The 25864-nt window shown below is 72.5% G+C and carries 21 protein-coding genes and 1 pseudogene; 12 read left to right on the forward strand and 10 right to left on the reverse strand.

Annotation, left to right across the window (positions count from 1 at the left end; translation table 11 throughout):
• Positions 1 to 175: 175 nt before the first annotated feature.
• Entirely contained in the window at positions 176 to 1516 is a 1341-nt protein-coding gene (locus tag ACFXGX_RS10525) for an amidase (protein ID WP_384787700.1), read from the reverse strand.
• A gap of 329 nt (positions 1517 to 1845) precedes the next feature.
• Between ACFXGX_RS10525 and ACFXGX_RS10530 the strand changes: the two genes are divergently transcribed.
• Genes ACFXGX_RS10530 through ACFXGX_RS10545 form a run of 4 tightly spaced genes read left to right on the forward strand, consistent with a single transcriptional unit; the run spans position 1846 to position 5853 of the window.
• Complete coding sequence (locus tag ACFXGX_RS10530) at positions 1846 to 3201, forward strand: enolase C-terminal domain-like protein (protein ID WP_384787703.1); 1356 nt, start codon at positions 1846 to 1848, stop codon at positions 3199 to 3201.
• On the forward strand, positions 3198 to 3962 hold the full coding sequence (locus ACFXGX_RS10535) for an SDR family NAD(P)-dependent oxidoreductase (protein WP_384787706.1): 765 nt from the start codon (positions 3198 to 3200) through the stop codon (positions 3960 to 3962). The genes ACFXGX_RS10530 and ACFXGX_RS10535 overlap by 4 nt, the downstream gene beginning before the upstream one ends.
• Positions 3959 to 5017 (forward strand): aldo/keto reductase, encoded by a 1059-nt coding sequence (locus ACFXGX_RS10540; RefSeq protein ID WP_384787709.1) that lies wholly within the window; start codon positions 3959 to 3961, stop codon positions 5015 to 5017. The genes ACFXGX_RS10535 and ACFXGX_RS10540 overlap by 4 nt, the downstream gene beginning before the upstream one ends.
• Complete coding sequence (locus ACFXGX_RS10545) at positions 5014 to 5853, forward strand: amidohydrolase family protein (RefSeq protein WP_384787712.1); 840 nt, start codon at positions 5014 to 5016, stop codon at positions 5851 to 5853. Before ACFXGX_RS10540 ends, ACFXGX_RS10545 begins: the two co-directional genes overlap by 4 nt.
• A gap of 79 nt (positions 5854 to 5932) precedes the next feature.
• Here the strand turns inward: ACFXGX_RS10545 and ACFXGX_RS10550 are convergent, their stop codons facing one another.
• Entirely contained in the window at positions 5933 to 7336 is a 1404-nt protein-coding gene (locus tag ACFXGX_RS10550) for a lipase maturation factor family protein (protein ID WP_384787714.1), read from the reverse strand.
• A gap of 116 nt (positions 7337 to 7452) precedes the next feature.
• On the opposite strand from ACFXGX_RS10550, the gene ACFXGX_RS10555 reads away from it, so the two are divergent.
• The 3 genes from ACFXGX_RS10555 to ACFXGX_RS10565 all read left to right on the forward strand — a co-directional run bounded on the left by ACFXGX_RS10555 (position 7453) and on the right by ACFXGX_RS10565 (position 11858).
• The gene (locus ACFXGX_RS10555; protein WP_384787717.1) at positions 7453 to 8805 is read left to right on the forward strand and encodes a DUF6777 domain-containing protein; all 1353 of its coding nucleotides are present in this window, start codon (positions 7453 to 7455) and stop codon (positions 8803 to 8805) included.
• Positions 8806 to 8883: 78 nt separating this feature from the next.
• Positions 8884 to 10959 (forward strand): SpoIIE family protein phosphatase, encoded by a 2076-nt coding sequence (locus tag ACFXGX_RS10560; protein ID WP_384787720.1) that lies wholly within the window; start codon positions 8884 to 8886, stop codon positions 10957 to 10959.
• Between the two features lie 38 nt (positions 10960 to 10997).
• Positions 10998 to 11858, forward strand: coding sequence for an Fpg/Nei family DNA glycosylase (locus ACFXGX_RS10565; RefSeq protein ID WP_384787723.1), 861 nt, complete (start codon positions 10998 to 11000; stop codon positions 11856 to 11858).
• Between the two features lie 117 nt (positions 11859 to 11975).
• On the opposite strand, the gene ACFXGX_RS10570 is transcribed toward ACFXGX_RS10565, so the two are convergent.
• The 3 genes from ACFXGX_RS10570 to ACFXGX_RS10580 all read right to left on the reverse strand — a co-directional run bounded on the left by ACFXGX_RS10570 (position 11976) and on the right by ACFXGX_RS10580 (position 14076).
• Positions 11976 to 12656, reverse strand: coding sequence for an anti-sigma factor family protein (locus tag ACFXGX_RS10570; protein ID WP_384787726.1), 681 nt, complete (start codon positions 12654 to 12656; stop codon positions 11976 to 11978).
• Positions 12657 to 12876: 220 nt separating this feature from the next.
• Entirely contained in the window at positions 12877 to 13392 is a 516-nt protein-coding gene (locus tag ACFXGX_RS10575; protein ID WP_384787729.1) for a hypothetical protein, read from the reverse strand.
• Between the two features lie 135 nt (positions 13393 to 13527).
• On the reverse strand, positions 13528 to 14076 hold the full coding sequence (locus ACFXGX_RS10580; RefSeq protein ID WP_382779206.1) for a sigma-70 family RNA polymerase sigma factor: 549 nt from the start codon (positions 14074 to 14076) through the stop codon (positions 13528 to 13530).
• A gap of 274 nt (positions 14077 to 14350) precedes the next feature.
• Between ACFXGX_RS10580 and ACFXGX_RS10585 the strand changes: the two are divergent.
• A pseudogene (locus ACFXGX_RS10585) lies at positions 14351 to 15505 on the forward strand (CapA family protein); the annotation flags it as partial.
• A 280-nt stretch (positions 15506 to 15785) separates the two neighbouring features.
• Here the strand turns inward: ACFXGX_RS10585 and ACFXGX_RS10590 are convergent.
• Complete coding sequence (locus tag ACFXGX_RS10590) at positions 15786 to 16250, reverse strand: universal stress protein (protein ID WP_384787732.1); 465 nt, start codon at positions 16248 to 16250, stop codon at positions 15786 to 15788.
• A gap of 101 nt (positions 16251 to 16351) precedes the next feature.
• Here ACFXGX_RS10590 and lysX point away from each other — a divergent pair, with 101 nt between their 5' ends.
• Together lysX and ACFXGX_RS10600 are read left to right on the forward strand one after the other, a co-directional pair.
• Positions 16352 to 19630 carry a bifunctional lysylphosphatidylglycerol synthetase/lysine--tRNA ligase LysX gene (gene lysX, locus ACFXGX_RS10595; protein WP_384787734.1) on the forward strand — a complete coding sequence of 1093 codons (3279 nt, stop codon included), beginning with the start codon at positions 16352 to 16354 and terminating at the stop codon, positions 19628 to 19630.
• 80 nt (positions 19631 to 19710) lie between these two features.
• The gene (locus ACFXGX_RS10600) at positions 19711 to 20556 is read left to right on the forward strand and encodes a polysaccharide deacetylase family protein (protein ID WP_384787737.1); all 846 of its coding nucleotides are present in this window, start codon (positions 19711 to 19713) and stop codon (positions 20554 to 20556) included.
• A gap of 109 nt (positions 20557 to 20665) precedes the next feature.
• On the opposite strand, the gene ACFXGX_RS10605 is transcribed toward ACFXGX_RS10600, so the two are convergent.
• Positions 20666 to 21331 (reverse strand): class F sortase, encoded by a 666-nt coding sequence (locus ACFXGX_RS10605; RefSeq protein WP_384787740.1) that lies wholly within the window; start codon positions 21329 to 21331, stop codon positions 20666 to 20668.
• Positions 21332 to 21662: 331 nt separating this feature from the next.
• On the opposite strand from ACFXGX_RS10605, the gene ACFXGX_RS10610 reads away from it, so the two are divergent.
• Complete coding sequence (locus ACFXGX_RS10610; protein ID WP_384787743.1) at positions 21663 to 22154, forward strand: hypothetical protein; 492 nt, start codon at positions 21663 to 21665, stop codon at positions 22152 to 22154.
• A gap of 129 nt (positions 22155 to 22283) precedes the next feature.
• On the opposite strand, the gene ACFXGX_RS10615 is transcribed toward ACFXGX_RS10610, so the two are convergent.
• The 3 genes from ACFXGX_RS10615 to ACFXGX_RS10625 form a co-directional block, all read right to left on the reverse strand.
• Positions 22284 to 22811: a hypothetical protein gene (locus ACFXGX_RS10615; RefSeq protein WP_384787746.1), complete on the reverse strand. Its 528-nt coding sequence runs from the start codon at positions 22809 to 22811 to the stop codon at positions 22284 to 22286.
• Positions 22812 to 23036: 225 nt separating this feature from the next.
• Positions 23037 to 23801 carry a hypothetical protein gene (locus ACFXGX_RS10620; RefSeq protein ID WP_384787749.1) on the reverse strand — a complete coding sequence of 255 codons (765 nt, stop codon included), beginning with the start codon at positions 23799 to 23801 and terminating at the stop codon, positions 23037 to 23039.
• 16 nt (positions 23802 to 23817) lie between these two features.
• A complete protein-coding gene (locus tag ACFXGX_RS10625) occupies positions 23818 to 24483 on the reverse strand; it encodes a hypothetical protein (RefSeq protein WP_384787752.1) in 666 nt (221 codons plus the stop codon).
• Between the two features lie 272 nt (positions 24484 to 24755).
• On the opposite strand from ACFXGX_RS10625, the gene ACFXGX_RS10630 reads away from it, so the two are divergent.
• Positions 24756 to 25697 carry an SCO0930 family lipoprotein gene (locus ACFXGX_RS10630; RefSeq protein WP_384787755.1) on the forward strand — a complete coding sequence of 314 codons (942 nt, stop codon included), beginning with the start codon at positions 24756 to 24758 and terminating at the stop codon, positions 25695 to 25697.
• The last annotated feature ends 167 nt before the right edge of the window (positions 25698 to 25864 follow it).

The raw sequence follows: 25864 nt of genomic DNA on the forward strand, positions 1-25864 counted from the left end.
CCGCCGCCCTCTCGCGCGCGCGCGGCGGTCGGGCGGGGGTGGGGCGCCCCGCGTTACCCGCCGGGCAGACTCCGCGGCGCCCCACCCCCGGCCGCGGCTTCGGTATGTGACGTCACCTCCCGCCCGGCCGCCTCCCGCGCGGCGACGGCCTCCGGCCGGGCGTCCCCCCTGGCCCCTAGCCGAGCGGAGCCGTGCGCCGCCACGGGTGGAGTACCTCGAGTTGCCCGGCCACGTCGAGCAGTGCATCCTCCGAGCCGGGCATGCCCACGAGCTGAACGGCGCCGGGCGCCCCGTTCGGCAGCTTGCCGAACGGGACGGACATCGCGGGCCAGCCGGTGAGGTTCCAGGGCGGGGTCATCGGCGAGTAGTTGGTATTGGCCAGGACGTTGCGCAGCCAGCCCCGCTTGTGCCAGTCGACGGACGCGGGGCTGCGCCGGGCGAGCGCCGGGGTGAGCAGCACGTCGTACTCCGCGAAGAACGCCGCGAGACGTCCGCGCAGCTGCTCGCGGCGCTCTCCCTTGCGCACGCCCGTCACGAAGCGGCGGCCGACCGCGGCGTGCACGCGGGTGCGCCGGGCCAGTCGGCGCGGGTCGAGATCCTCGGCGTCCACCGCGGTGCCCGCCGTCCAGTGCGCGAGCGAGGTCGTGCTCAGCCACAGCGGGTACGGCGGATTCGCGGTCCGCACCCGGTGACCCGCCTCGGCCAGCAGGGCGGCGGCCTCCCGGGCGGCGTTCGTATACGGCCGCGTGACGTGGATTCCGGCCAGCGGGCTTCGCACCGACAGGGCGATCCTGCGAGTGGCGGGCTCCGCGGGCGGGGCCGGCTCGATGTCCGCGAGGAGGGCGTACATCAGCCGCGCGTCCTCGACCGTCGTGGCCAGCGGGCCGTTCTCCGACATGCCGAACCAGTCGCCGTGACCGATCCCGGCGGGTATCACCCCGTGGCCCGGTTTCAGGGTCACCAGACCACAGTTGGCGGCCGGGATGCGCAGCGAACCCATGCCGTCGTTGCCGAGCGCGATCGGCACCATCGCGGCGGCGACCGCGGCCGCGCTGCCGCCCGAGGAGCCGCCCGCCGTACGGGACAGGTCCCAGGGGTTGCGCGCGTTGCCGTACACGCCCTCCGTGGTGCCGAAGACGCAGAGTTCGGGCACGTTCGTCAGCCCCACCACGACGGCGCCCGCCGCACGCAGCCGGGCCACGGTGACGTGATCCTCGTCGGCGAGGGCCTCAGGGGTCGCGGCGGAACCGTTGCGGGTCTGTTCCCCGCGCACCGCGAGGTTGTCCTTCACCGCCACCGGCACGCCCGCCAGGGGGAGCCGGCCGAGGTCCCTGCCGGCCAGCTCGTCGGCCTCCGCGAGGGCGGCCTCGGCGCGGACCGTGCGGAAGGCGCCGACGCGCCCGTCGAGGCGTTCGATCCGCGCGAGGTGTTCGGCCACCACCTCGCGGGGGGTGACCTTCTTCTCGCGTACGGCTGCGGCGATCTCGGTGGCGGTCCGGCCGGCCCAGGTGGTCACGGGCGCTCCTCACTCGTGTCGTACTGGTGAGTAGTTACGGGGAGCACTCTGCCCGCAGCCCGGGCGCCGCGTCGAGGGTCCGCGACCCCCGACCTTCGGTCCGGCCTCCCGGTTCTCGCGTGACGCGGCGGCCGGCGTGCCTCCCGAGGGCGACCGACGGGCCCCCGAGTGCGGCCGGATCGGTCCCGGGCGTGCCCGGCCGGCGGCCCGGCCGTCGGACCGGAGCGTGCCCGACGCTGTACGCGGACGGGTGGGCGGGGAGATCCTCGGGACCGAGCATTCCTCCGCACCCGGCCCTGGACCCCCTGTCGCCGACGGAAAGGCCCGCCGTGCCCCCGACCTCCGCCCGCGTCGTCGCGGTCGACACCCATGACATCCGCTTCCCCACCTCGCGCGAGCTCGACGGCTCGGACGCGATGAATCCGGACCCCGACTACTCGGCCGCGTACGTCGTGCTGCGCACCGACGCCTCCGACGGAGCCGAGGGGCACGGCTTCGCCTTCACCATCGGGCGGGGCAACGACGTCCAGGTCGCCGCGATCGACGCGCTGCGGGGACACGTCGTCGGGCGGTCCCTCGACGAGCTGTGCGCCGACCCCGGCTCCCTCTCACGGGACCTCGTCGGCGACAGCCAACTGCGCTGGCTCGGACCGGAGAAGGGCGTGATGCACATGGCGATCGGCGCCGTCGTCAACGCCGTGTGGGATCTGGCCGCACGGCGCGCCCACCGTCCGCTGTGGCGACTGCTCGCGGAAGCCGCACCCGAATGGCTCGTCTCCCAGGTCGACTTCCGCTACATCACGGACGCGCTGACGCCCGACGAGGCGCTGCGCCTGCTGCACCGGGGCAGGGAAGGCGCCGAGGAGCGCGCCGCGACCCTGCGCGAACGGGGCTACCCCGCCTACACCACCTCGCCCGGCTGGCTCGGCTACAGCGACGAGAAGCTCACCCGGCTGGCCGTCGAGGCCGTCGCCGGGGGATTCCGGCAGATCAAGCTGAAGGTGGGCGCCGACCTGGGGGACGACCTGCGCCGCCTCCGCGCCGCCCGGGCCGCGGTCGGCCCGGACATCCGTATCGCCGTCGACGCCAACCAGCGCTGGAACGTGGACGAGGCGATCACCTGGACCAAGGCGCTCGCCGAGTACCGGCCGTACTGGATCGAGGAGCCGACCAGCCCCGACGACATCCTCGGCCACGCCGCCGTGCGCGAAGCGGTCGTCCCGGTCAAGGTCGCCACCGGCGAGCACGTGCACAACCGCGTCGTCTTCAAGCAGCTCCTCCAGGCCGGCGCCATCGACATCCTGCAGATCGACGCGGCACGGGTCGGCGGTGTCAACGAGAACCTCGCCATCCTGCTCCTCGCCGCCAAGTTCGGCGTCCCGGTCTGCCCGCACGCCGGAGGGGTGGGCCTGTGCGAACTCGTCCAGCATCTCTCGATGTTCGACTTCGTCGCCCTGTCCGGCACCACCCACGACCGCGTCATCGAGTACGTGGACCATCTGCACCACCACTTCACCGATCCGGTGGTGATCCGGGACGGCCACTACACGGCGCCCACCGCGCCGGGCTTCTCCGCCGCTATGCGGCCCGAGTCCATCGCGGAGTTCGGCTATCCCGGCGGCACCTTCTGGGCCGCCGACCTCGCCCGGCACCAGACCGACGACCCGAAGGGAAAGCCCGTATGACGGACTCTCAGGAACTCGACGGGCTCAGGGCGCTGGTGACCGGAGGTGCCTCCGGGATCGGCAGGGCGACCGCCGGTCTCCTCGCCGCGCGCGGCGCGCGGGTCGCCGTCCTCGACCTCGACCCGTCGTCCGTCGGCAGACCGCTGACCGGCCACCGGGCCGACGTCACCGACGACGCCTCCGTGCGCGCGGCCGTCGCCGCCGCGGTCGCGGACCTGGGCGGCCTCGACATCCTGGTCAACAACGCGGGCATCGGCGCCCGCGGCACCGTCGAGGACAACGACGACGCCGAGTGGCACCGGGTCCTGGACGTCAATCTCCTCGGCATCGTGCGGACGACCCGCGCCGCCCTGCCCCATCTGCGGGAATCCGCGCACGCGTCCGTCGTGAACACCTGCTCGGTCGCGGCCACGGCGGGACTGCCCCAGCGGGCGCTGTACTCGGCGTCGAAGGGCGCCGTCCTCGCGCTGACCCTCGCCATGGCCGCCGACCACGTCGGCGAAGGCATCCGCGTCAACTGCGTCAACCCCGGCACCGTGGACACCCCTTGGGTCGGCCGGCTCCTGGACGCCGCCCCCGATCCGGCCGCCGAACGCGCCGCGCTGGAGGCCCGCCAGCCCACCGGGCGTCTGGTGTCGGCGGCGGAAGTCGCGGGAGCCATCGCCTACTTGGCGAGCCCGCTGTCCGGATCCACCACCGGCACCGCGCTCGCGGTGGACGGCGGGATGCAGGGACTGCGGCCGCGCCCGGTGGTCCGGTGAACTCCCTCGGCGCCGCCGGCGTCCCCGTCAGCGCGCTGTCCTTCGGCGCCGCCGGCATCGGCAACCTGTACACCGAGGTCACCGACGAGCAGGCGTACGAGGCCGTCGGCGCCGCCTGGAAGAGCGGCATCCGCTACTTCGACACGGCCCCGCACTACGGCCTCGGCCTCTCCGAACGACGCCTGGGCGTGGCCCTGCGCGACCTGCCCCGCGCGCGGTACACGGTCTCGACCAAGGTGGGCCGCCTGCTGGAGCCCGCCGGCACGGGCGGCGACGACCGGGCGGACGGCTTCGCGGTGCCCGCCACCCACCGCCGGGTCTGGGACTTCAGCACCGACGGCGTACGGCGGAGCCTGGACGCCAGCCTCGAACGGCTCGGCCTCGACCGTGTGGACGTCGTCTACCTCCACGATCCCGACGACCACGCCGAACAGGCTTTCCGCGAAGGCTTTCCCGCACTGGCCGAGCTGCGCTCGCAGGGCGTGGTGCGCGCGATCGGCGTGGGCATGAACCAGACGCGGATGCTGACCCGGTTCGTCCGCGAGACCGATGTCGACGTGGTGCTCTGCGCGGGCCGTTACACCCTGCTGGACCACGACGCACTCACCGAACTGCTGCCCGCCGCCCAGGCCCGCGGCACCTCCGTCGTCATCGGCGGCGCCTTCAACTCCGGTCTGCTGGCCGACCCGAGACCCGGAGCGACGTACAACTATGCCGTGGCACCGGGCGAGTTGCTGGACCGCGCTCTGCGGCTCAAGGAGATCGCGGGACGCCACGGCGCCACCCTGCGCGCCGCCGCCCTGGCCTTCCCCGCCGCGCACCCGGCGGTGGTGAGCGTCCTGGCCGGGGCCCGCTCGGCGGAGGAAGTCCGTGACTGCGCCGAGCGGTTCGCGGAGCCGGTGCCCCCGGACTTCTGGCGGGAACTGCGCACGGAGGGCCTGCTCCCCGACACCGCGCCCCTCCCCGCCGAAGCCCCCACGACCGCAGCCCTCCCCATCTCCGGCCCTGCGACCGCACCCCGCCCCGGCCCCGGCCCCGCCCCGGAGCGTCCGTGACCGTCGACGCGCACCACCACGTCTGGGACCTGTCGGTCCGCGACCAGGACTGGATCACCGGACCCGGACTGCGGCCCCTGCGGCGGAACTTCGCGATCACCGACCTCGAACCGGTGGCCGCGGCCGCCGGGGTCGACCGCACCGTCCTCGTCCAGACGGTCACCGAGGCCGAGGAGACCCCGGAGCTGCTCGCGCTCGCGGAGCACAGCACCCTGGTGGCGGGCGTGGTCGGGTGGACGGACCTGACCCGGCCGGACGTCGCCGACGAACTCGCGCGGCTGCGGGAGCTCCCCGGCGGCCCTCGCCTCAGCGGCATCCGCCACCAGGTCCAGGGCGAACGCGACCCGGGATGGCTGCTGCGCCCCGACGTGCGGCGGGGACTGGCCGCCGTCGCGGACGCGGGCCTCGTCTACGACCTGGTCGTCCTGCCCCGCCAACTGCCCGTCTGCGCCCGGGCGGCCGCCGAACACCCCGGACTCGTCTTCGTCCTGGACCACCTGGGTAAGCCGCCGATCGCCGGAGGTGCCCCGGAGCCCTGGGCGGGCGCCGTCCGTGAACTGGCCGCACTGCCCAACACCGTCTGCAAACTCTCCGGCATGGTCACCGAGGCGGACCCGGCGCGCCTGACCCCGGGTGACCTGCGGCCGTACGCCGACACGGTCCTGGACGCCTTCGGCCCGCAGCGCACGATGTTCGGCTCCGACTGGCCCGTGTGCACACTCGCCGCGACCTACGGACAGGTCCTTGGGACGGCGGAGGAGCTGACGGCGGGACTCGACGAGAGCGAGCGCCGGTCCGTCTTCACCGGCACCGCCACCCGCGTCTACCGTCTGTGACCCGCAACCCGCGTCCACCGCCCGTGACCGCCGTCCGCCGCTTCCTCCGGATCAGCGTGGAACCCCCCGGCTCGGAGGCTCATTCCAGCCGGGTCGGCGGGAGGAAGTCGCGCACATAGGTCCGGTGCCAGCACGCGCCCGTCTCGCGCAGCTCGCTCCAGGTCGTGTAGCGGTAGCGGAAGAGCCGGGCGCGGACGTAGCGCGGCGGCGCGTCGGCCGGGAACGGGGAGCGGCGCAGCAGCCGCAGCGTGTCGGGGTCGTTCTCCAGCAGCCGCTCCACGAGACCGGAGAACCAGGTGCCGGCATAGCCGGGAGACAGCCCGACGAACCACATCAGCCAGTCGAGCCGCAGATGGTAGGGCGCGAACTGGCGCGGCCAGTGCCGTGGATCACCCGGCTTGCCCTTGAACTCGTACTCCCGCCAGTCGGCGTCCTCGCGCGGCACCGCGTCCGCCGTGCCCTCGACGACCACCTCGTGGCGCATCCTGCTGACGCTGCCGAACGCCCCGTAGGTGTTCACGAGATGAAGCGGGTCGAAGGAGCGGTTCATGACCTGCCGCCGGGAGACCAGATTGCGTGCCGGCCGGTAGCCGAGGGCGAGCAGACCCGCGGCCACCACCAGTACGACCACCTCGTACCACAGGGGTGTCGCCGGGGTCCGCGGCGCGGTGACGGGTAGTTCGGTCACGCTCAGGGCGAGGACGATCGTCGTCCAGTTCAGCCAGGCGAAGTTGCCGGAGAGCACCAGCCAGAGCTGGGTCAGGATCATCAGCGAGGCCGCCGCCGTCGCGATCGGCTGGGGGGTGAACAGCAGCACCGGAAGCACGAGTTGGGTGAAGTGGTTGGCCGCCGCCTCGATCCGGTGGAACGGCCCCGGCAGACGGTGGAAGAACCAGCTCAGCGGACCTGGCATCGGCTGGGTCTCGTGGTGGTAGTAGAGGCAGGTCAGCTTCCGCCAGCAGGCGTCGCCCCGCATCTTGATCAGCCCCGCGCCGAACTCCACACGGAACAGCACCCAGCGCATGAGGAACAGCACGACGACAGGCGGCGCCACCTCGTCGTTGCCGAGGAACACCGCGAGGAAACCCACCTCGAGGAGCAGTGACTCCCAGCCGAACGCGTACCAGGTCTGGCCGACGTTGACGACCGACAGGTACAGGGCCCACGGCACGAGCCACAGCAGCATCGCGCCCCAGAGCGGCAGCAGCCCGTCGAGTCCGGCGGCCAGCGCCAGCGACACCGCGCAGCCCGTCCAGCACCAGGCGGCGTAGAAGCGGTCGGAGTAGCGCCAGTGGAACACGCTCGGCGCGTCCCGGAACGCGACGTGCCGCACGAATCGGGGCACGGGCAGCATCCCGCGCTCCCCGGTCAGCGCACGGAACTGCAGGGCCGCGCCCAGGAACGCGACCAGATAGAGCACGGCCAGCCCCCGCTGGAACACCAGTCGGCTCAGCTCGTACCCGGGTGCGACGAACCACTCCATGGCGCGTGCTCCTCTCCCTTCCATTGTGACGCTGGGTGACCGTTTTCCGCTTGCGTGCGCCAAGAGGGTGACGCAGAGAATGAGGCACGAACAGCCCGGGACGAACGGGAGAACGCGTGCACATACCCACCAGGACCTCGGTCGCGGCCTGCGCGCTCGCGGCGGCACTCCTCGTCGCCGCGGGCTGTGGCGGCGGGGGCGGGCACACGGCGCCGAACGGATCCACCGGCGGCGACGTGCTTCTCCAGCCCCTCGCGGTCCGGGGGCCCGACCCCTTCACGGCGCCCACCGACACCACCCCCGCGCCCCGGGCGCCCGTCACCCGAACGCCGCAACCCACGGCCACCGGCACCCAGGGCGCGCGCACCGTCTCGGGCGCCACCCCGGGCCTGTACGGCGGCACCCGCAACGCCGGGAGCTGCGATGTGGAGAAGCAGATCCGCTACCTCACCGCCGACCCGGCCAAGGCCCGCGTCTTCGCCGAACTCTCCGGCGTCTCACCGGGGTCCGTCCCCGACTATCTGCGGCAGCTCACCCCGGTCGTGCTGCGCGCCGACACCGGCGTCACGGACCACGGCTTCGCCGCCGGACGGGCGACGGGCTACCAGGCCGTGCTCCAGACCGGTACGGCCGTCCTCGTCGACGACCGGGGCGTTCCCAGGGTCCGCTGCGCCTGCGGCAACCCGCTGGGCCGGCCCACCGCGCTCGACAAGAACCCGGACACCCGCGGCACGCCCTGGAGCGGGTACCGGCCCGCCCGGGTCGTCATGGTGACGCCGTCGCCCGACGTGATCACCGCCATCACGATCGTCGACGACGGCGACGACACCTGGATCGAGCGGCCGGTCGGATACGAGGGCCACCGCCACGACCACGCCGTACCACCGCCCGACGGCTCGGTCCCCGCGCCGCACGGCTCCGCTCCCGCGCAGGAGCCCTCCACCGGCACCTCGGAGGGAGGCCGGAGCCCGTCCCCCGGCGCCTCCGACTGCGCCACACCGACCGCGACGGTGACCCCGACACCGGGCACCGGCGAGGGAACCCCGGGCGAGAGCGCAGGGCCGCGCACCGCGCCCACCGGTCCCACGGCCAGTGACAGTCCCACACCCACCGGCGGTCCCACGGACGACACCGCCATGGACGTCGCCGCGCCGGGCCGCGCCGCGCGCCCGAGTGCCGAGCCCCCGCACTGCCCGAGAGCCACCGTCACGGCATCGCCCACGGCGGGGCCCGGGACCAGCCCGGCCCCCTCGGGCGGCACCGCGGCCCCGCCGACCGACCCGGCCGCCCCCGACCGCTCCGGCTCCCCGGAGCCCCCGGCGTCAGAGGTCCCGTCCGACGAGCCGGGCACCCCCACCGAGGACACCGGCCCGGACAGCCCCGACGCACCCGACGGCGGGCTGATCCCCGACGCGCCGACCGGTCCCGACAGCGTCTTCGAGGTCTCGGCCGACACCCCCGGCACGTGAACACGTCCGCGTCCCGGGGCCCCGGAACCATGCCCTCCAGAAGTCGAACAATCGGGCAAATGCTGGCATGGTGGCCCCATGGTTGATCGGGGAGCGAGCGCCCTGTCACTCCCGGACGACTGGCCCGCCCACCCGGATCCGATCCTGGCGCTCAACCGCATGGGCAGCTTCGACTGGGACCTGGACACCGGTCTGATGCAGATGGACGCCCAGGCCCACGAGGTCTTCGACGTGCGCCCGGACGAATACGACGGGCAACCCGCCACCCTGTCCATGCGCGTCCCGCCCGGGGAGTCGCGCCGCCTCGACACGATGGTCTCCCACGCCCTCAAGGACGGCAGCGAGAACTACGGCGCCTACTTCCGCATCCGCCGCCGCGACGGCGCCCTGCGCTGGACCCACACCCAGGGCTACATCCGCCGCGACGAGAACGGCCGGCCACGCCGGATCATCGGCATCGTCCGCGACGCCACCGACGAGCTAGACGAGAGCGCGGCACGCCGTGAACAGGCCGCCCAGAACGAGGTACGGCGCCAGCAGACCAGCGTCGTCCAGCTCACCACGGCCGCGCTGGCCCACGCCGTCACCGTGCAGGACGTCATCGACGTGCTGCAGGACACCCACGGCCTCACCCATCTCGGGGCGGCCAGCCTGGTCATGGGCCTGGTGGAGGCCGGCCGCATCCGCATGGTCGCCACGGGACCCGTGGACAGCTACGTCCCCGGCACCCGCGTCACACGCCTGGACGCGCAGTACCCGATGAACGAGGTCGTCCGCAGTCTCGCGCCGCACTTCATCGAGTCGCCCGAGGAGTTCGCCGAGTCGTACCCGCTCCTGTGGCCCAACATCACCGATCTGAAGATCACCTCGGCCGCGTATCTGCCGCTCATCGTGCAGGCCCGCCCCATCGGCGCGATCGGCCTGCTCTACAACGACCGCCACGGCTTCTCGGAGGACGAGCGCAACGTCCTCGTCGCGCTCGGCAGCAGCATCGCCCAGAGCCTCCAGCGGGCCATGTTCTTCGAACAGGAGAAGGACCTCGCCCAGGGCCTCCAGCAGGCCATGCTGCCGCGCTCCATCCCCAGCGTGTCCGGCGCCGACATCGCCGTCCGCTACCGCTCCGCCTCGCTCGGCCGCGACATCGGCGGCGACTGGTACGACCTGATCCCGCTGCCCGGCGGCCGCGTCGGCGCCGTCATCGGCGACGTCCAGGGACACGACACCCACGCCGCCGCCGTCATGGGCCAGCTCCGCATCGTCCTGCGCGCCTACGCGGCCGAGGGCCACACCCCGGCCACCGTGATGGCCCGCGCCTCGGTCTTCCTCCACGAACTCGACACCGACCGCTTCGCGACCTGCCTGTACGCGGAGATCGACCTGTCCACCGGGGTGACCCAGCTCGTCCGGGCCGGCCACATCGACCCGCTCGTCCGGTACCCCGACCGGACCTGCCGGCGGCTGCCCCTCGAAGGCGGCCTGCCGCTCGGCCTGTCCGCCGAGTTCGGACGCCTCGAATACCCGGTCGCCACCGTCGAGCTCGACCCCGGCCAGACCCTGTTGCTGTGCACCGACGGGCTCGTCGAGGAGCCGGGTGTCGACCTCGACGAGGGCATGCGCATCCTCGGGGACCTCATCCGCGGCGGCCCGGACGACGTCAGCGACCTCGCCGACCGGCTCATCGACATGGCCGAGGACCGCGGCGGCGACGACGACGTCGCCCTGCTGCTCCTGCGCCGCCACGGGCTGATCGACCAGCGCGCCGGCGGACGCCTTCAGCAGCACGTGGCGCCCGGCGACCCGGAGGCGCTCAGCGAGGCCCGCCACATGATCCGGGCCGCCGTGCGCGCGTGGGGAGCCCGGGACCGGGCCGACGAGATCGAGCTGGTCGCCGACGAACTGATCACCAACACCCTCATGCACACCGAGGGTTCGGCCATCGTCACCCTGCGCGTCCTGGCCGGATCCGAACGCAGACTGCGCGTCGAGGTCGAGGACTCCTCCAGCGCGCTGCCGCGCCGCCGCGAGGCGGGAGAGTCCGGTGTCTCGGGCCGCGGACTGCTGCTCGTCGACCGCCTCACCGACGTCTGGGGGGTCGAGGCGCGCGGCGGCGGCAAGGTCGTGTGGTGCGAGTTCATGGTCCGGGAGCGCGCCTGATCCCTGGCGCCGTCGGCGCCGGATGGCACTCTGGACGTATGCCGGAACTGCCCGAGGTCGAAGCGCTCAAGGATTTCCTGGCCGAGCATCTCGTCGGCCGCCGGATCGTGCGCGTGCTGCCCGTCGCCGTCAGCGTCCTGAAGACGTACGACCCTCCCGTCTCCGCGCTGGAGGGACGCGAGGTCACGGCCGTCCGCCGGTTGGGCAAGTTCCTGGACATCGGCACGGACGGCCCGCACCTCGTCACGCATCTGGCCCGCGCGGGCTGGCTGCACTGGAAGGACACGCTCCCGGACGGCCCGCCCCGGCCCGGCAAGGGGCCGCTCGCGCTGCGCGTCGCCCTGGAGACAGGCGAGGGCTTCGACCTCACCGAGGCGGGCACCCAGAAACGCCTCGCCGTGTACGTCGCCGAGGACCCGGAGCAGCTTCCCGGCGTGGCCCGGCTCGGCCCGGACCCGCTCGCCGGCGACTTCGACGAGGAGCGGTTCGCCGGGCTGCTCCAGGGCGAGCGGCGCCGGCTCAAGGGCGCGCTCCGCGACCAGAGCCTGATCGCGGGCGTGGGCAACGCCTACAGCGACGAGATCCTGCATGCCGCCCGGATGTCCCCCTTCAAGATCGCCTCCTCGCTGACCCCCGAGGAGACCCGGCGGCTGTACGAGGCGCTGCGCGGCACGCTCACCGACGCGGTGGAGCGCTCCCACGGGCTGGCCGCCGGGCGGCTGAAGTCGGAGAAGAAGAGCGGTCTGCGGGTGCACGGGAGAACGGGGGAGCCCTGTCCTGTGTGCGGCGACACCATCCGCGAAGTCTCCTTCAGCGATTCCTCGTTGCAGTACTGCCCGACCTGCCAGACGGGTGGCAAGCCGCTGGCGGACCGGCGGATGTCCCGGCTGCTCAAGTAGGCGGTCCGAGCGGGCGGATCGAACGAGCGGATCACGCAGACGGTCCGGGCGGACGGATCACGCAGGCGGTCCGGGCGGGCGGTCGCTCGGTGTCCCCGGCGGTGGGACGGGCTTCGCTCAGGGGGAGTTGAGCGTCACGAGGTGTTCGCCGTCCGCCGTGCGCACCTCGAAACCGCGGATCTCGTCGGTCCGCATCGACGAGCCGCCCTGCATGGTGATGGCGGCCTGGTTGTGCGCGGGCTCCATCCAGCTCGTCACCGACTGCTCCGAGCCGTCCTTGCCGATGGCGACGAGCTCGCAGGAACGGGGACCCTTGGCGTCCTTGACCTCGACCTCGATGTCGCTGCCCCAGAGCCGTTCCCGGGTCGTCACCTGGGCCCACACCCCGGTCTCCGCGTCGGTCCTGGCCATCTGGCTCGACGGGGGGCCGTCCGCGACGACCGAGTCCGTGGGGGAGTCGTGGCCGACCACGAGCGCGAGCGCGGGGCCGCCGGTCGCGAGGACCACGGAGGCGGCCAGGGCGAACAGGAGGCGCCGGCGTCCGGCCCGGTTGCGTGCGGCGACCTCGCCGAGCAGCCGGTCGAGCAGCCGCGGCCCGGGGGCGGCGAACGGGTGGACGCTGCGCGGCGTCGACCGCCGGTACAGCATCAACTGCCGTGTGGCGGGGCGGTACTCGCTGACGAACGCCGTGCACTGAGCGCACTCCACGAGGTGGTCCTCGAAGCGGAAGGCTTCCGCCTCGCCGAGCACGCCGAGCGCATAGGCGCCGACGTCGCGATGCCGTTCCAGGGACCTCATACCGAATACCGAATCCTCGTGGCGTTGGTGCGGACTGTGAGTGGTGTTGCTGTTGCCCACGGGTACGCAGCAGACCGTCGAATCACTCAAGACTCGTCAGGAATCGGGGTGAAGACATTCGGAGCGGGGGCGCTCGCGGATTGGTGCGAGCCCCGGAAAATTGTCCCGGGACCGGTCGCGGCCGTCGCCGGAAGCCTTTCCGGCGCGGTCACGGCCGTCGTCAGAAGAGGTGGATGGCCAGATGCCCGAGCGGCAGCCCCAGCCGCCAGGCCGCCGTCCACACCTTGGGACCGTCGTCCTCACCGGGCACGGAGCCGCCGCCGGGCACCGCGTCGAGGTCCGGAGCGAGGAGTTCCGTCTCCTCCAGCCATCGCCAGGCCGCGGACGCCAGCTCCAGATCGGGATCGGGCGCGGCGCATCCGGTCGCCTCGGCCGCGCGCAGTTCCAGGTGCTCGCGCACCCAGGCGTGCCAGGGCTGGTCGTAGGCCGTCAGTGAAAGCCAGGTCTCGAGTTGGGTGATGACCCGGATCCCGGAGAGTTCACCGCCGCTGTCGGACAGGAAGATCGTCAGCGCGAGGGCGTCGCGCCCGGCGCGGAACTCGAAGGAGGTGGGCGGCATCAGGTCGCCCGTCCGCAGCAGTTCGTCGGCGATGTACTCGGCGTACAACCAGGCCATGGGGACGGTGAGTTCGCCCCCGCCGGTGCCGTCCGTGCTCTCTTGCCCTCTGTGCAGCATCCCTTCCTGCCTTCCTCCGGTGCGTGCGCGTCGCCCGACCCCGGGCCCCAGTCCGGAAAACGGATGAGGCAAGCTGATTGCTCAACCATGGTCCTCGGCAAGGCGCTTTACGGAGGTTTGACTAAGCCTTCGGTTTCACCGCAGGTCGGCCGCATATCCGGGAAGAACCCGGCGCAGGGCGCGCAGCGCGTAGTACGCGCGAGATTTCACCGTACCGGGTGGAATGCCCAGCGCCGCGGCGGCCTCCGCCACACTGGCCCCCTGGAAGTACACCAGCACCAGGACTTCACGGTGTTCGGGAGTGAGAGTCTTCACAGCCTCCCGCACATCGAGCGTCGCCGCCGACCGTTCGGCGTGATCGGCGCAGATCCGCGCGTTGTCGAGGACGTGGTCGCCGACCTCCGGGGGCCGGGCCTGCCGGGCCCGCCGCGCGTCGATGGCCAGCCGCCGTCCCACGGTCAGCAGCCAGGGCCGTACGGAGTCGAAGTCGTCCGCACGCAGTGCCTCGGGATGCTGCCAGGCGCGTACGAACGTCTCCTGCACCAGGTCCTCCGCGCGCTGGCGGTCGCCGTCGGACAGACGCAGCAGCAGCGCGAACAGGGGGCGGCCGTGGTCGCGTTGCAGCGCGGCCAGCTCGTGCTCGGCGGTCGTCCCGGGGGTGATGGTGGTGGTTCCGGCCGTCATGGCGTGTATGTCAGCGCCCCGCGCCCCGCGCGGACAGGCCGGGGACAGGGTTGTGCGGTGGGCGGTCGAAGCGGTCGGTGAACGGTGCGCCGAACGGTCGCCCGAGGTGGAGCACCGAATTCCGGGGCCGCCGTGTTCGTGCCGTTGTTCGTCCGGTGGACAGGCCGGCGAACGCCGGACGGGTGACCCGCTGGGGTGTCTCCTTGACTGGCGGCGGTCCGTATACGTGGATGCGTATCTATTGGTAGGTAAATGCGACCGCATGGGGCCCGGCATGATCACACGCGCGCGACAGATCAACCTGGCCCTCGCGGCCGCCCTCATCGCGGCCGCGGTGACCAGCCAGGTGTACGACCCGGCCACCCGCCACCGCGACGGGCGGCCCGGCCCCGCCGCGGCCGTCCGCGGCTTCACCCTCGTCGCCGGCGGTGACGTCCTGCCGGACAGTTCGGTCCTCGAACGGGCCGCCTCCGACGCGGGAGGCTCCGGATACGACTTCCGGCCGATGCTCGCGGGCGTCCGACCCGTGGTCTCCCGCGCCGATCTGGCGATCTGTCACCTGCGGACCGTGTACGACACCGACGGCGCCCCCGCCGGCACGTACGCCTTCAAGACCCCTCCCCAGGTGGCCGAGGGGCTCGCCGCCACCGGCTACGACTCCTGCTCCACCGCCTCTAGCCACACCCTCGACGACGGCGCCGACGGCGTCCGGCGCACCCTGGACGCGCTGGACCGCGCGGGCGTGCGGCACGCCGGATCGGCCCGCGCCGCCCAGGAGGCGAACACCGTCACGCTGATGAAGGCGGGCGGCGCCCGCGTCGCCCACCTCGCGTACACGGACGACACCGACGGCCGCCCGCTCCCGCAGGGACAGCCCTGGGCGGTCGGCCTGGTCGACCCCGCCCGGATCGTCGCGGACGCCCGGGCCGCCCGGAAGGCGGGCGCCGACGTGGTCGTCGTCTCCCTCGACTGGGGCACCGAGTGGCAGGACGGGCCCAACGGGCGCCAGCTGAGCCTGAGCAGGCAACTGACCGCCTCCCGCACCGGCGGGCGGCCCGACATCGACCTGATCCTCGGCACCCACTCCCACGTCCCGCAGGCGTACGAGAAGGTCAACGGCACCTGGGTCGTCTACGGCACGGGCGACCAGATCGCCGGCGAGATGTACGACGACCGGGGCGTCCAGGACCCGCGCGGCAACCAGAGCACCATCGGCCGCTTCACCTTCTCCCCGCCCGCGCGGCCCACGCGGCGGTGGGAGGTGACGAAGGCCGAGTTCATCCCGCTGGCCTTCGACCTCGACGCCGGCCGGGTCGTCGACCTCGACGCGGCGCTGGAGCAGGGCGCCGCCGTCGGCGCCGTGCGTGACCGGATCCGCGACGTCGTCCTCGGCAGGGGCGCGGGCCGGGCCGGCCTCGTCATGGCCGAGGGACCCGCGCCGGGACCGACCGCAACGGGACCCACTGCAACAGGACCGACCGCGACGGGACCGACCGCGACGGGACCGACCGCAACGGTCCCGACCGCAACGGTCCCGACCGCAACGGTCCCGACCGGAGCGGGACCGACTGCGACGGGACCGATCGGAACGGGACCCACTGCAACAGGACCGACTGCGACGGGACCGACCGCAACGGTCCCGACCGGAACGGGACCGACTGCGACGGGGCCGACCGCAACAGTCCCGACAGGCACCCCGCGGGCACCCTCTACGGCACGACCGTGACCGGCCAGCGGCCCGCCTTCACCAGCCGGATCGCCACCGAACCGATGATCCGGTGCCCCGACTGCTCGGATGCCCCGACCACCACGGCGTCCGCCTTCAAATCGTCCGCTGCGGTGACCAGACCGTTGTAGGGGTCGCCGCGGAAAGTGTGAAACTCCCAGCGCACATCGAATATGTCCTTCACCCGCTCGGCGGCGTCGCGGATGTACTGCACCAGATCCTCGGCGATCTCGTCGGTCGTGTCCGCCACCGGCACCCCGAGCGCCGCCCCCGCCGCCATCACCGGCTTGACGTAGACCACCGCCAGCAGCGCCCGCTGCCGCCGGGCCAGACCCCCGGCGTACGCCGCCGCGCGCAACGAGGAGTCGGAGCCGTCCACCCCGACGACGATGACCTTGGGACCGTCCGTCCCGCGCTCGAACCGATGCGCGTGCTGCTCTTCCGTCACGGCTGCGAGGCTATCGGAACCCGCGCGTCCCCCCGCCCCGGGGGAGCGGCCGAGATCCGCTCGACGGGCGGGGCGCCGCCGCTCTTCCTACAGTCGGAACCATGAGTGCCACCGTGGAGGCCCGCCCGCCGAAGACCGCCGGCGACCGGCCACGGCCGCCCCAGAGCGGCTTCCTGAGCAAGGTGCCCGAAGGCTTCGCGGCCTTCTTCGTCGCCATCGGCCTGCTCTGCACCCTGCTCGCCTTCATCCCCCCGCTGCGCGCGCTGCTGCGTCCGGTCGTGCGGTTCCTCGACCTTTTGATCATCCCGGTCAGCGCCAACCTCGCGTACGCCGTCTTCCTCTTCCTGCTCGCCGCCGCGACGGCCGCCCGCAAGAAGATCGCCTGGTGGCTCGTGGTCGTCTACCTCGGCCTGCTCGTCCTGACCGACCTCCTCGGGATCGCCGCCGGCCTGTACGCCGCCTCGATCCCCTCGCTGATCGTCTGCGGGCTCCTGCTCGCCCTGCTGATCGTGGCCCGCCGGGAGTTCTACGCCGACTCGCGGCGCGCCGCCGTACGACGCGCCCTGCTCGTCCTGGTCACCGGCCTCGTCGTGGCGATCCTGCTGGGCTGGGGCCTGGTCGAGCTGTTCCCCGGCACCCTGACGGAGAGCCAGCGGCTGCTGTGGGCCGCCAACCGGGTCTGCGGCGGACTCGTCTCCGCGCGCTCGTTCGACGGCCGTCCGCCGCGCTGGCTGTTCTTCGTGCTCGGCCTGTTCGGCGCGCTGGCCCTGCTCAACGCGGCCGCCACGCTCTTCCGCTCCCAGCGTCTGGTCGCGGCCCTGCACGGCGACGAGGAGGCCCGGATCCGCGCCCTGCTCCAGGCATACGGCGGCGGCGACTCCCTCGGCTACTTCGCCACCCGCCGCGACAAGGCCGTCGTCTTCTCGCCCAGCGGCAAGGCGGCCGTCACCTACCGCGTCGAGGCCGGGGTGTGCCTCGCCAGCGGCGACCCCGTCGGCGACCGGGAGGCCTGGCCCCACGCGATCGCCGCCTGGCTGGACATCGCCCGCCGCTACGCGTGGGCACCGGCCGCGATGGGCGCCTCCGAAGAGGGCGCCAAGGCGTTCGCGCGCGCCGGGCTCGGTGCCCTCCAGCTCGGCGACGAGGCGATCCTGCAGATCGCCGGCTTCGACCTGTCCGGCCGCGACATGCGCGTCACCCGGCAGGCCGTCAACCGCGTCAAACGATCCGGCGCGACCTGCCGGGTCCGCCGGCACTCCACCCTGTCCGACACCGAGATGGAGGAGATCGTCAGCCGGGCGGACGCCTGGCGCGACACCGAGACCGAGCGCGGTTTCTCCATGGCTCTCGACCGGCTCGGCGACCCCGAGGACGGCGACTGTCTGCTCGTCGAGGCGATGGGGTCCGACGGCAAGCTCCTCGCGCTGCTGTCCTTCGTGCCCTGGGGCCGCGACGGCATCTCCCTCGACCTCATGCGCCGCGACCGCAGCGCGCCCAACGGCGTCATGGAGTTCATGGTCGCGGAGGTGTGCGCGGTCGCCGGCAAGTTCGGTGTCCGGCGCATCTCCCTCAACTTCGCCGTGTTCCGCTCCGTCTTCGAGGAGGGCGCCCGCATCGGCGCCGGACCAGTGCTCCGGCTCTGGCGCAGGCTGCTGCTGTTCTTCTCCCGCTGGTGGCAGCTGGAGGCCCTGTACCGCTCCAACGCCAAGTACCACCCGGAGTGGTACCCGCGCTTCATCTGCTACGGCGACACCGGCGCCCTCGCCCGCATCGGCATGGCCTCCGCGATCGCCGAGGGCTTCGTCTCCGTGCCCTCGCTGCGCAGCCTGTGGGGCAAGGGACACCCCAGGGGCGGACTCGCACCGGCCACGACGGCGGGACTCCCGTCGCTGGCCGCCCTCGGCCTCGACGCGGACGGCGGGGCCGCGGCCGACGATCCCACCACCGCCCTGCCCGACCAGGTCCGCGTGCGGCACCGCAAACTCGACCGGCTGCGCGCCGAGGGCACCGACCCCTACCCGGTCGGCATCCCGCCGCGCACCCATGTGCTGGCCGACGTCCGCGGCGGGGAGGACGTGACCGTCGCCGGACGCGTGATGCTCGTGCGCGACTTCGGCGGCATCCTCTTCGCCGTGCTGCGCGACTGGTCGGGCGACCTCCAGATCGCCCTCACCCGTGACGGGGCCGGTCCCGCGCTCGACCGCTTCCGGCAGGTGATCGACATCGGCGACCACATCAGCGCCGACGGTCTCGCGGGCGCCAGCGACACCGGCGAACCCACGGTCTTCGTCACCTCCTGGCAGCTCACCGCCAAGTGCCTGCACCCGCTGCCCGACAAGCGCAAGGGCCTCGCCGACCCCGAGGCCAAGGTCCGCCGCCGCTATCTCGACCTGGTGTCCAGCCCCGCAGCCCGCGAGGTCGTACGCGCCCGCTCCACGGCCGTCCAGGCGCTGCGCCAGGGACTGCTCGACCGCGGCTATCTGGAGGTCGAGACCCCGATGCTCCAGCAGATCCACGGCGGAGCCAACGCCCGGCCCTTCACCACGCACATCAACGCCTACGACCTGAACCTCTATCTGCGCATCGCGCCCGAGCTCTACCTCAAGCGGCTGTGTGTCGGCGGCATGGAGAAGGTCTTCGAGCTGGGCCGCACCTTCCGCAACGAGGGTGTCTCCTACAAGCACAACCCCGAGTTCACGATGCTGGAGGCGTACCAGGCGTTCGCCGACTACGACGTGATGCTCGACCTCGTCCGCGAGCTGATCCAGGGCGCCGCGACCGCAGCGTTCGGCGCACCGATCGCCCGCAAGGACGGTGTCGAGTACGACATCTCCGGGGAGTGGCCGGTCAAGACGGTGTACGGCGCGGTCTCCGAGGCGCTGGGCGACGAGATCGACGCCGACACGACCCTGGAGAGGCTGCTGCGGCTGTGCGACCGCGCGGGCGTGCCGTACACGGCGGACGACGGCCGCGGTGACGTCGTACTGGAGATGTACGAACGTCTGGTCGAGGAGAAGACCAAGCTGCCCACGTTCTACAAGGACTTCCCCACCGACGTCTCCCCGCTCACCCGGCAGCACCGCACCGACCCGCGGCTCGCCGAACGCTGGGACCTCGTCGCCTTCGGCACCGAACTGGGCACCGCCTACTCGGAGTTGACCGACCCGGTCGAGCAGCGCCGCCGGCTCACCGAGCAGTCCCTGCTGGCCGCCGGGGGAGACCCCGAGGCGATGGAGCTCGACGAGGACTTCCTGGACGCGCTGGAGTACGCCATGCCGCCCACCGGAGGGCTGGGCATCGGCGTCGACCGGCTCGTCATGTTCCTCACGGGTCTGACGATCCGTGAAACGCTGCCGTTCCCGCTGGTCCGCCGCCGCTGAATGGTCCAGGCGGGTGCATTCACGGGGCCCCACCGGTGTTGCTCGGCGTGGTGGGCCCTCCGCCGGGTGACTGATTGGTCATGAAAAAGGATGAGCTGATTACTCGGCGCCGGGCGTTGATCGCCGGCGCCGCTGTCCTGGGGGCGGCGGGAGCGGCGGGCACGGCCCTTGTCCTGACCGCCGGTCGGGCCGCGGGGCCGGCGGGCGGTCTGCCGCTCTCCGGCGCGCAGGCGAACCGGGCCCTCAAGCCCTCCGCCTACCGCCTCCAGCCGCTCGCCGGGTACGGCCCGCCACCGCACGGCACGCAGCTACGGACCCTCGTCCGGCACGAGCCCTTCATGCGCGTGTCCGGCCCCGGCCGCACCTTGGTGCTGACCTTCGACGACGGCCCGGACCCGAAGTACACCCCCGAGATCCTGCGGACCCTGCGCGAGTACGACGTGCACGCCATGTTCTTCGTGTGCGGGCAGATGGTCGCCGAGAACAAGGACCTGCTGGGCGAGATGGCCGACGACGGACACCTCGTCGGCAACCACACCTGGAGCCATCCGCTGCTGACCAAGCTCTCGAGCTCGGCGATCCGCTCCGAGCTCGAGCGCACCAGCGAGGTCATCGACGAGGCCTACGGCGAGCCGCCGTCCTGGTTCCGCGCGCCGTACGGGGAGTGGAACCGGGCGACCTACCAGATCGGCGCCGAACTCGGCATGGAGCCGATGGCCTGGACGATCGACACGAACGACTGGGCGAGGCCCGGGACCCGCGCGATCGTCGGCACGATCCAGAAGCAGGCCGCCCCGGGTGTCGTCGTCCTCTCCCACGACGCGGGCGGTGACCGCTCGCAGAGCGTGCAGGCGCTGCGCACCTATCTCCCGCGCCTGCTGGACGCCGGCTACCACGTCACGGTGCCACACCGGAGAAACACCTAGAACCGAAAGGGCCCCGCGCACCGTGTGCCGCGGGGCTTTCGGCCGGACCGGCCGGCGGGAGGCGGAACGCCCCGCCGACCGGCTTTTCCCGGACCCGCTCCGGGAATGCTCAGCGAACCTCGGAAAGGCGCGCGAAGACGACCACGTTCCCGTCGTAGCCGTGCTGCTTGGAGAATCCGCCCCCGCACGTGATGACACGCAATTCGGGGGTTCCCTTGCTGTTGTAGACACGGTCGCCGGGGAAATTGCTCTTCGCGAAGACCTCGATGCCGTAGATCTCGAACACCGCGGTCTTCCCGTCCTTGCGCAGGACCTCGACCTTGTTCCCCTTCTTGAGCGCCCCGAGTCCGTAGAAGACGGCGGGGCCCCGCATGTTGTCGACATGGCCCACGACCACGGCCGTGCCCTTCTCGCCGGGGGAGACCGCGCCGGTGAACCAGCCGGCGAGATTCGGGTCGTCGGGCGGCGGCGCGTCGACCCAGCCGTCCACGTCCAGGCCCACCGGCATCACCGGGGCGTCGACGCGGATCGCCGGGATCCGTACCCGGTCGACCAGGGAGTACGGCAGCGCGGCGGGAGTCTTCGAGAACGTGCCGCCGGGAGTGCGGCTGTCCGCCGCGGCCGCCGAGGCCGGCTGCGGGGGGCCCACGTCGAACTCGCCGGAACCGTTCCGAATGAGTGCGAGGCCGGTCAGCAGAACAAGCGCTATGACGCCCCAAGGAGCGCGCTTCCTCTGCCGCTCCTCCTCTTCGGCCAACTCATCGGACGCAGACATTCGCAATCCCCTCTCGACGCGGCCGTCGCCTCGTCATCCGCGCATATGAGCACGCTAATGGCAGCAAGGCCGCCCGGCGACGGGGCACGGGCGAACGGGTGGCGGGGGGAACGCCTCGTGCGCCATCCGAGTTGCCGTGACCAGGAATTTTCTGACAGTCCGTGACCTGCGGCAATATCCGATTGTGTGGAATTCTTTCGGCGTGTCCTCTCACCAGGACGGACCATTCCCGAAATGCGGCCCCGCGCACGGCATCTGAGGGTCTGACTGGGAGGCGCTTTCTCGCCGATCCACCGGGGACGGTTCCCGGGGCGCCCCCGCGGAGGATCACATGCGTACTACTCGTGCCCTTGCGGTGTCCGCCGCCGCGGTCGCCGCCGTGGGGCTCGCCGCCCCTATGGCCGCGGCGTGGAACACACCGAGCAACATCGTCGCGCAGCCCAGCGTCATCGCCCGGGGCGGCCAGCTCACCGTGACGGTCGACGGGTGCCCGAGGGGAGGCACGATGACCTCTCCCGCGTTCCGTCAGGCCAAACTCTCGCCGCTCCTGGGCAGCCGCACCGAGGCGTCCAGCGGTACGGCCACCATCAACCAGGACGCCAGCCCCGGCTCGTACGACATCACCGTCAACTGCGACGGGACGGGCCCGCTGACCCGCCCGGCCGCCTTCACCGTCATCGGCGGTGTGCGCGGTGGTCTCGGCGGCAGCAGCACCACCGGTGCCACACCCACCGACATGGCGATCGGCGGTGGTCTGGTGGCCGCCGCGGCCGCCGCCGGCGGGGTCTTCTGGATGCGGCGCAGGTCGGAGCGGCACATCTGACCGTTCCGCCGGTGAGCGGCCGGTCCCGCTTCCTTCGGAGGCCGGCCCCCGCCGCGCGGAGCCGCACGTGACAGCCCTTCGCTCCGGACCCGCCCGACCGGGTCCGGGGTGAAGGGCTGTGCCGCTGTGTCAGGTCTCGTCGGAGGAGGTGCGCCGGCGGGACAGGTACCAGGCCGCGCCGACCGAACCGGCGATGAGCGCCGTGCCCATGCCGATCTGCTTCAGGTCGAAACCGCCGGCACCGCCGCCGACACCGGCCCGCACGCCCCGCTGCAGGGGCACCGGGGTCGGCGTGACCGGCCGGCGGCCGGCGATGGTGAGACCGGTGCTGCCGCTCGCCCCGCCGCACGAGAACGTCACGTCGTACACGGCCCCGGGTCTGGCGTCCCAGTCGACCGTGGCGGAGGCCGAGGACTGCCCCGGCGGGATGCTGACGGTGTCGAAGACTCCGGAGGTGACCGTGGCGGTCCCCCGGCACTGGCCGTCCCGTTTCAGGAGCAGCGACACCTGGCCGCCCGGGGCGACGGTCGAGGGCTGCACGCTGAAGGCGAACGGGTGGAGCCCGTGGTCCCCGTCACCGGCGAGCGCGGCGGGTGCGGCGAAGGTCAGGGCGGTCACGCCCAGCAATGCGGCCGAAGCGACGCGTATCGCGCGCATGGTGAGCCTCCAGGTCCCCGAGGAGCCTTGCTGCGGACCATTTCCGCTTGCGCCAGAAATGCACCTCGATGATCGGAACGCTAGGAAAGGCCGAACAAGGACGCGATCCCAGTAGCGCGAACGGGGCAATTATGTGGGCCGTCCGGGGGACGGGGTGCGTGCGGACGGGGGACGCGCACGGCGTGGCGCCCGTCCCCCGCCCGCGGAGAGTCCCCAGGGGGCGCGTCACCCGGGAAGCTGCGGGAACAGCGCCGTGAAGGGCTCCGCCGACGCCGTGATCCCGCGGCTGTAAGGCGCGTCGAAGTCCCAGATCAGGAACAGCAGGAAAGCGATCAGGGCGGAGAACAGCCCGGCCAGGATCAGTTCCCGCGCGGTGCGCCTGATCTGCAGCGCGAAGATCATCCCCACCGTCACCACGGCACCGGTGATCAGCCCGAACCACACCACCCCCGGCATGGTCGCCCCGGTCGAGTCGGCGCGGGCGCCGCGCGCGGTGTCGGCCGCGGTCACCTGGTCGAGGAGCGGCTGGTAGGCCTGTGCCTCGAAGTCCGACTTCGGCTGGTAATCGGTGACGTCGTGCCGGACCCGGTCGAGGAGCCGTCCGCCCTCGTCGGTCACCCGGCCCTGCTCGGCCATGGCCTTCCACTCGGTGGTGACCACGTAGTGGACGTACGTGTCGACGTCGCCGCGGATCCGGTCGCGGACGTCGGGCGGGTAGACCCGGACCCGTTCGGAGATCTCGTGCAGGGCCTGAGCCTCCGTCTGCACCTGGCTCTGGGCGCCGCCGCGGGCCTCCCAGACACCGGCGATGGCCAGTCCGAGGACGATGGCGTACACCACCCCGATCATCATCGTCATGTACTCGATGACGTCCGGCGTCTCAGTGGGGTCCTCGTCCTCACGGGCCCTGCGATGACGTACGAGCGTCACGGCGAGGACCACGAGGCACGCGGCCGCCATCGCGAGGGCGAGAACAAGCCAATCCGACACAGTGTGCCTCCAGGGGTCAGCGCGGGCGCAGCGCCGCGACGGCGAGCACCGCGGGCGCGGTGATGAGCAGGGTGAACGAGACCAGCGACGGGCCGCCGCGGGGCGCGTGCTTGTGCGCCGGGGCGCGGTACGCCGGATAACTGACCGGGACCGGCCGCGGAGCGGGACGCGCGCTCGGTGTCGGGGCGGGCCTGGGCGCGGGTCTCGGTGCCACGACCGGAGCCGGCGGCGGGGGCTTCGGCTTCGGCGCCGGCGGAGGAGGCGGCGGCGGTGGGGGTGGCGGTGGCGGTGGAGGCGCGGGCTTCGGCGCGTGGGTGGGCGGAGGCGGTGGCGCCGGCTTCGGTGTCGGCTCGGGCTTCGGTGTCGGCTTCGGCGGAGGAGGGGGCTCGGGGGCCGGAGGGGGAGGCGTGGGGGTCGGCGGGCAGGGCGGGGCGGGCGTCGGGGGAGGGCACTGGATCGTGTCTCCGGCGACGGCGACCGCCCCGTCGCCCGCCACGGACACGGCCGCGTCGCCCGCCACGGCCACCGCGGTGATCCCGTCGCCGTCCGGGCCGGTCGAGGCGTAGGCGCAGGCGTCGGCCGCGGCCGTTCCGCTCGGCGCGCCGACGAGGAGCCAGGTGAGCGCCGTCAGCGCCAGTACCCGTATGACGAGGGCGGATCGGGTCCGCTGGGGTGCGTGCACGACGGAGATCATGGGGTGCGAGGGGCCCGGTCACGCCGAAGTGTCCTGGAATGGCCACGAATTGGGTACCTCGGGCCCCCGGTGGCTTGACGCCTGGGGCCGGAAAGCGCCGCCATCGGTCGAACATGCGAGCGGTGCGCGTCGAACGCGGCACAGTCTTCCGAAAGAAATTTGAGGCCCCTTTGAACGCTCCTGCACCTCCCGTCCGTACCTAGGGCCATGCGCGGCGCTGCAGGGCGCTGCAACACTTATGCGAACAGCGGGAGTTACCAATGAAGACCTCCTGGCGGAGCGCCTCACTCGTAGCGTCAGCTGCGGCCGTGCTGGCGCTCACGACGGCGTGTGGTCAGGAAAGTGGCACTGCGACGGGTGCCCAGAACGTTGGTGCCACCGCGCAGGCGGGGGGTTACGGGACCAGCACCACCGCCGGTGCGGGCAACGGCTATGGAGCCGATTCCGATGCGAGTGCCGCCGCCAAGCCGGAAGCCGCGGGCGAGCTGTCCGTGGACGAGAGCGCCAAGCTCGGCAAGGTGCTGACCGACGGCGCCGGATTCACCCTTTACCGCTTCGACAAGGACACGGCCGAGCCGCCGAAGTCGAGTTGTGACGGAGACTGCGCGAAGGCCTGGCCGCCGGTGCCCGCCGAGGGTGCCGAGGCCGCCACCGGTGTCGACAAGGCGCTGCTCGGCGAGGTCACCAGGACCGACGGCACCAAGCAGCTCACCATAGGCGGCTGGCCCATGTACCGGTACGCCAAGGACACCAAGGCCGGTGACGCCAACGGGCAGAACGTGGGCGGCACTTGGTTCGCCTCGGCGCCCGACGGCAAGAAGGCCACGCTGGCCTCCCTGCCCGGCCTGTCGGTCCGCAAGGACCCGAAGCTCGGCGACATCGTCGTCGACAAGAACGGCATGACCGTCTACCGCTTCATGAAGGACCAGGCTTGGCCCGTCTCGAAGTCGGCCTGCACGGGCGCCTGCCTGGAGAAGTGGCCCGCGGTCGCCCCGGTCGACGAGGCCGACACCAAGGGCGTCAAGAAGAAGGGCCTGATGCCCTTCACGCGCCCCGATGGTGTGAAGCAGATGACGGTCAACTGCTGGCCGATCTACACCTTCTCCGGTGACAGCGCTCCCGGCGACACCAACGGTCAGGGAGTGGGCGGCACGTGGTACGCCGTCTCGCCCGACGGAAAGCCGGTCGGCGCCGCCAAGTAGGGCCTCGGCACCCCACGGTCGACCGCCCCGCCCGAACGAACGCGCAGCCAAGGGTCCGCCCCCAACGACGGAGGGTGCGGAACCGTGGGCGCTCACTCCGGCGGAATTGGGTCGATAAGGGGGGAAAGGGTAGAAACAACGACCGACAAGGCTGAATTAAAAGGACG

Origin of the sequence: Streptomyces sp. NPDC059371 (genome assembly GCF_042751995.1) — a bacterium.
Taxonomy (GTDB): Bacteria; Actinomycetota; Actinomycetes; order Streptomycetales; family Streptomycetaceae; genus Streptomyces.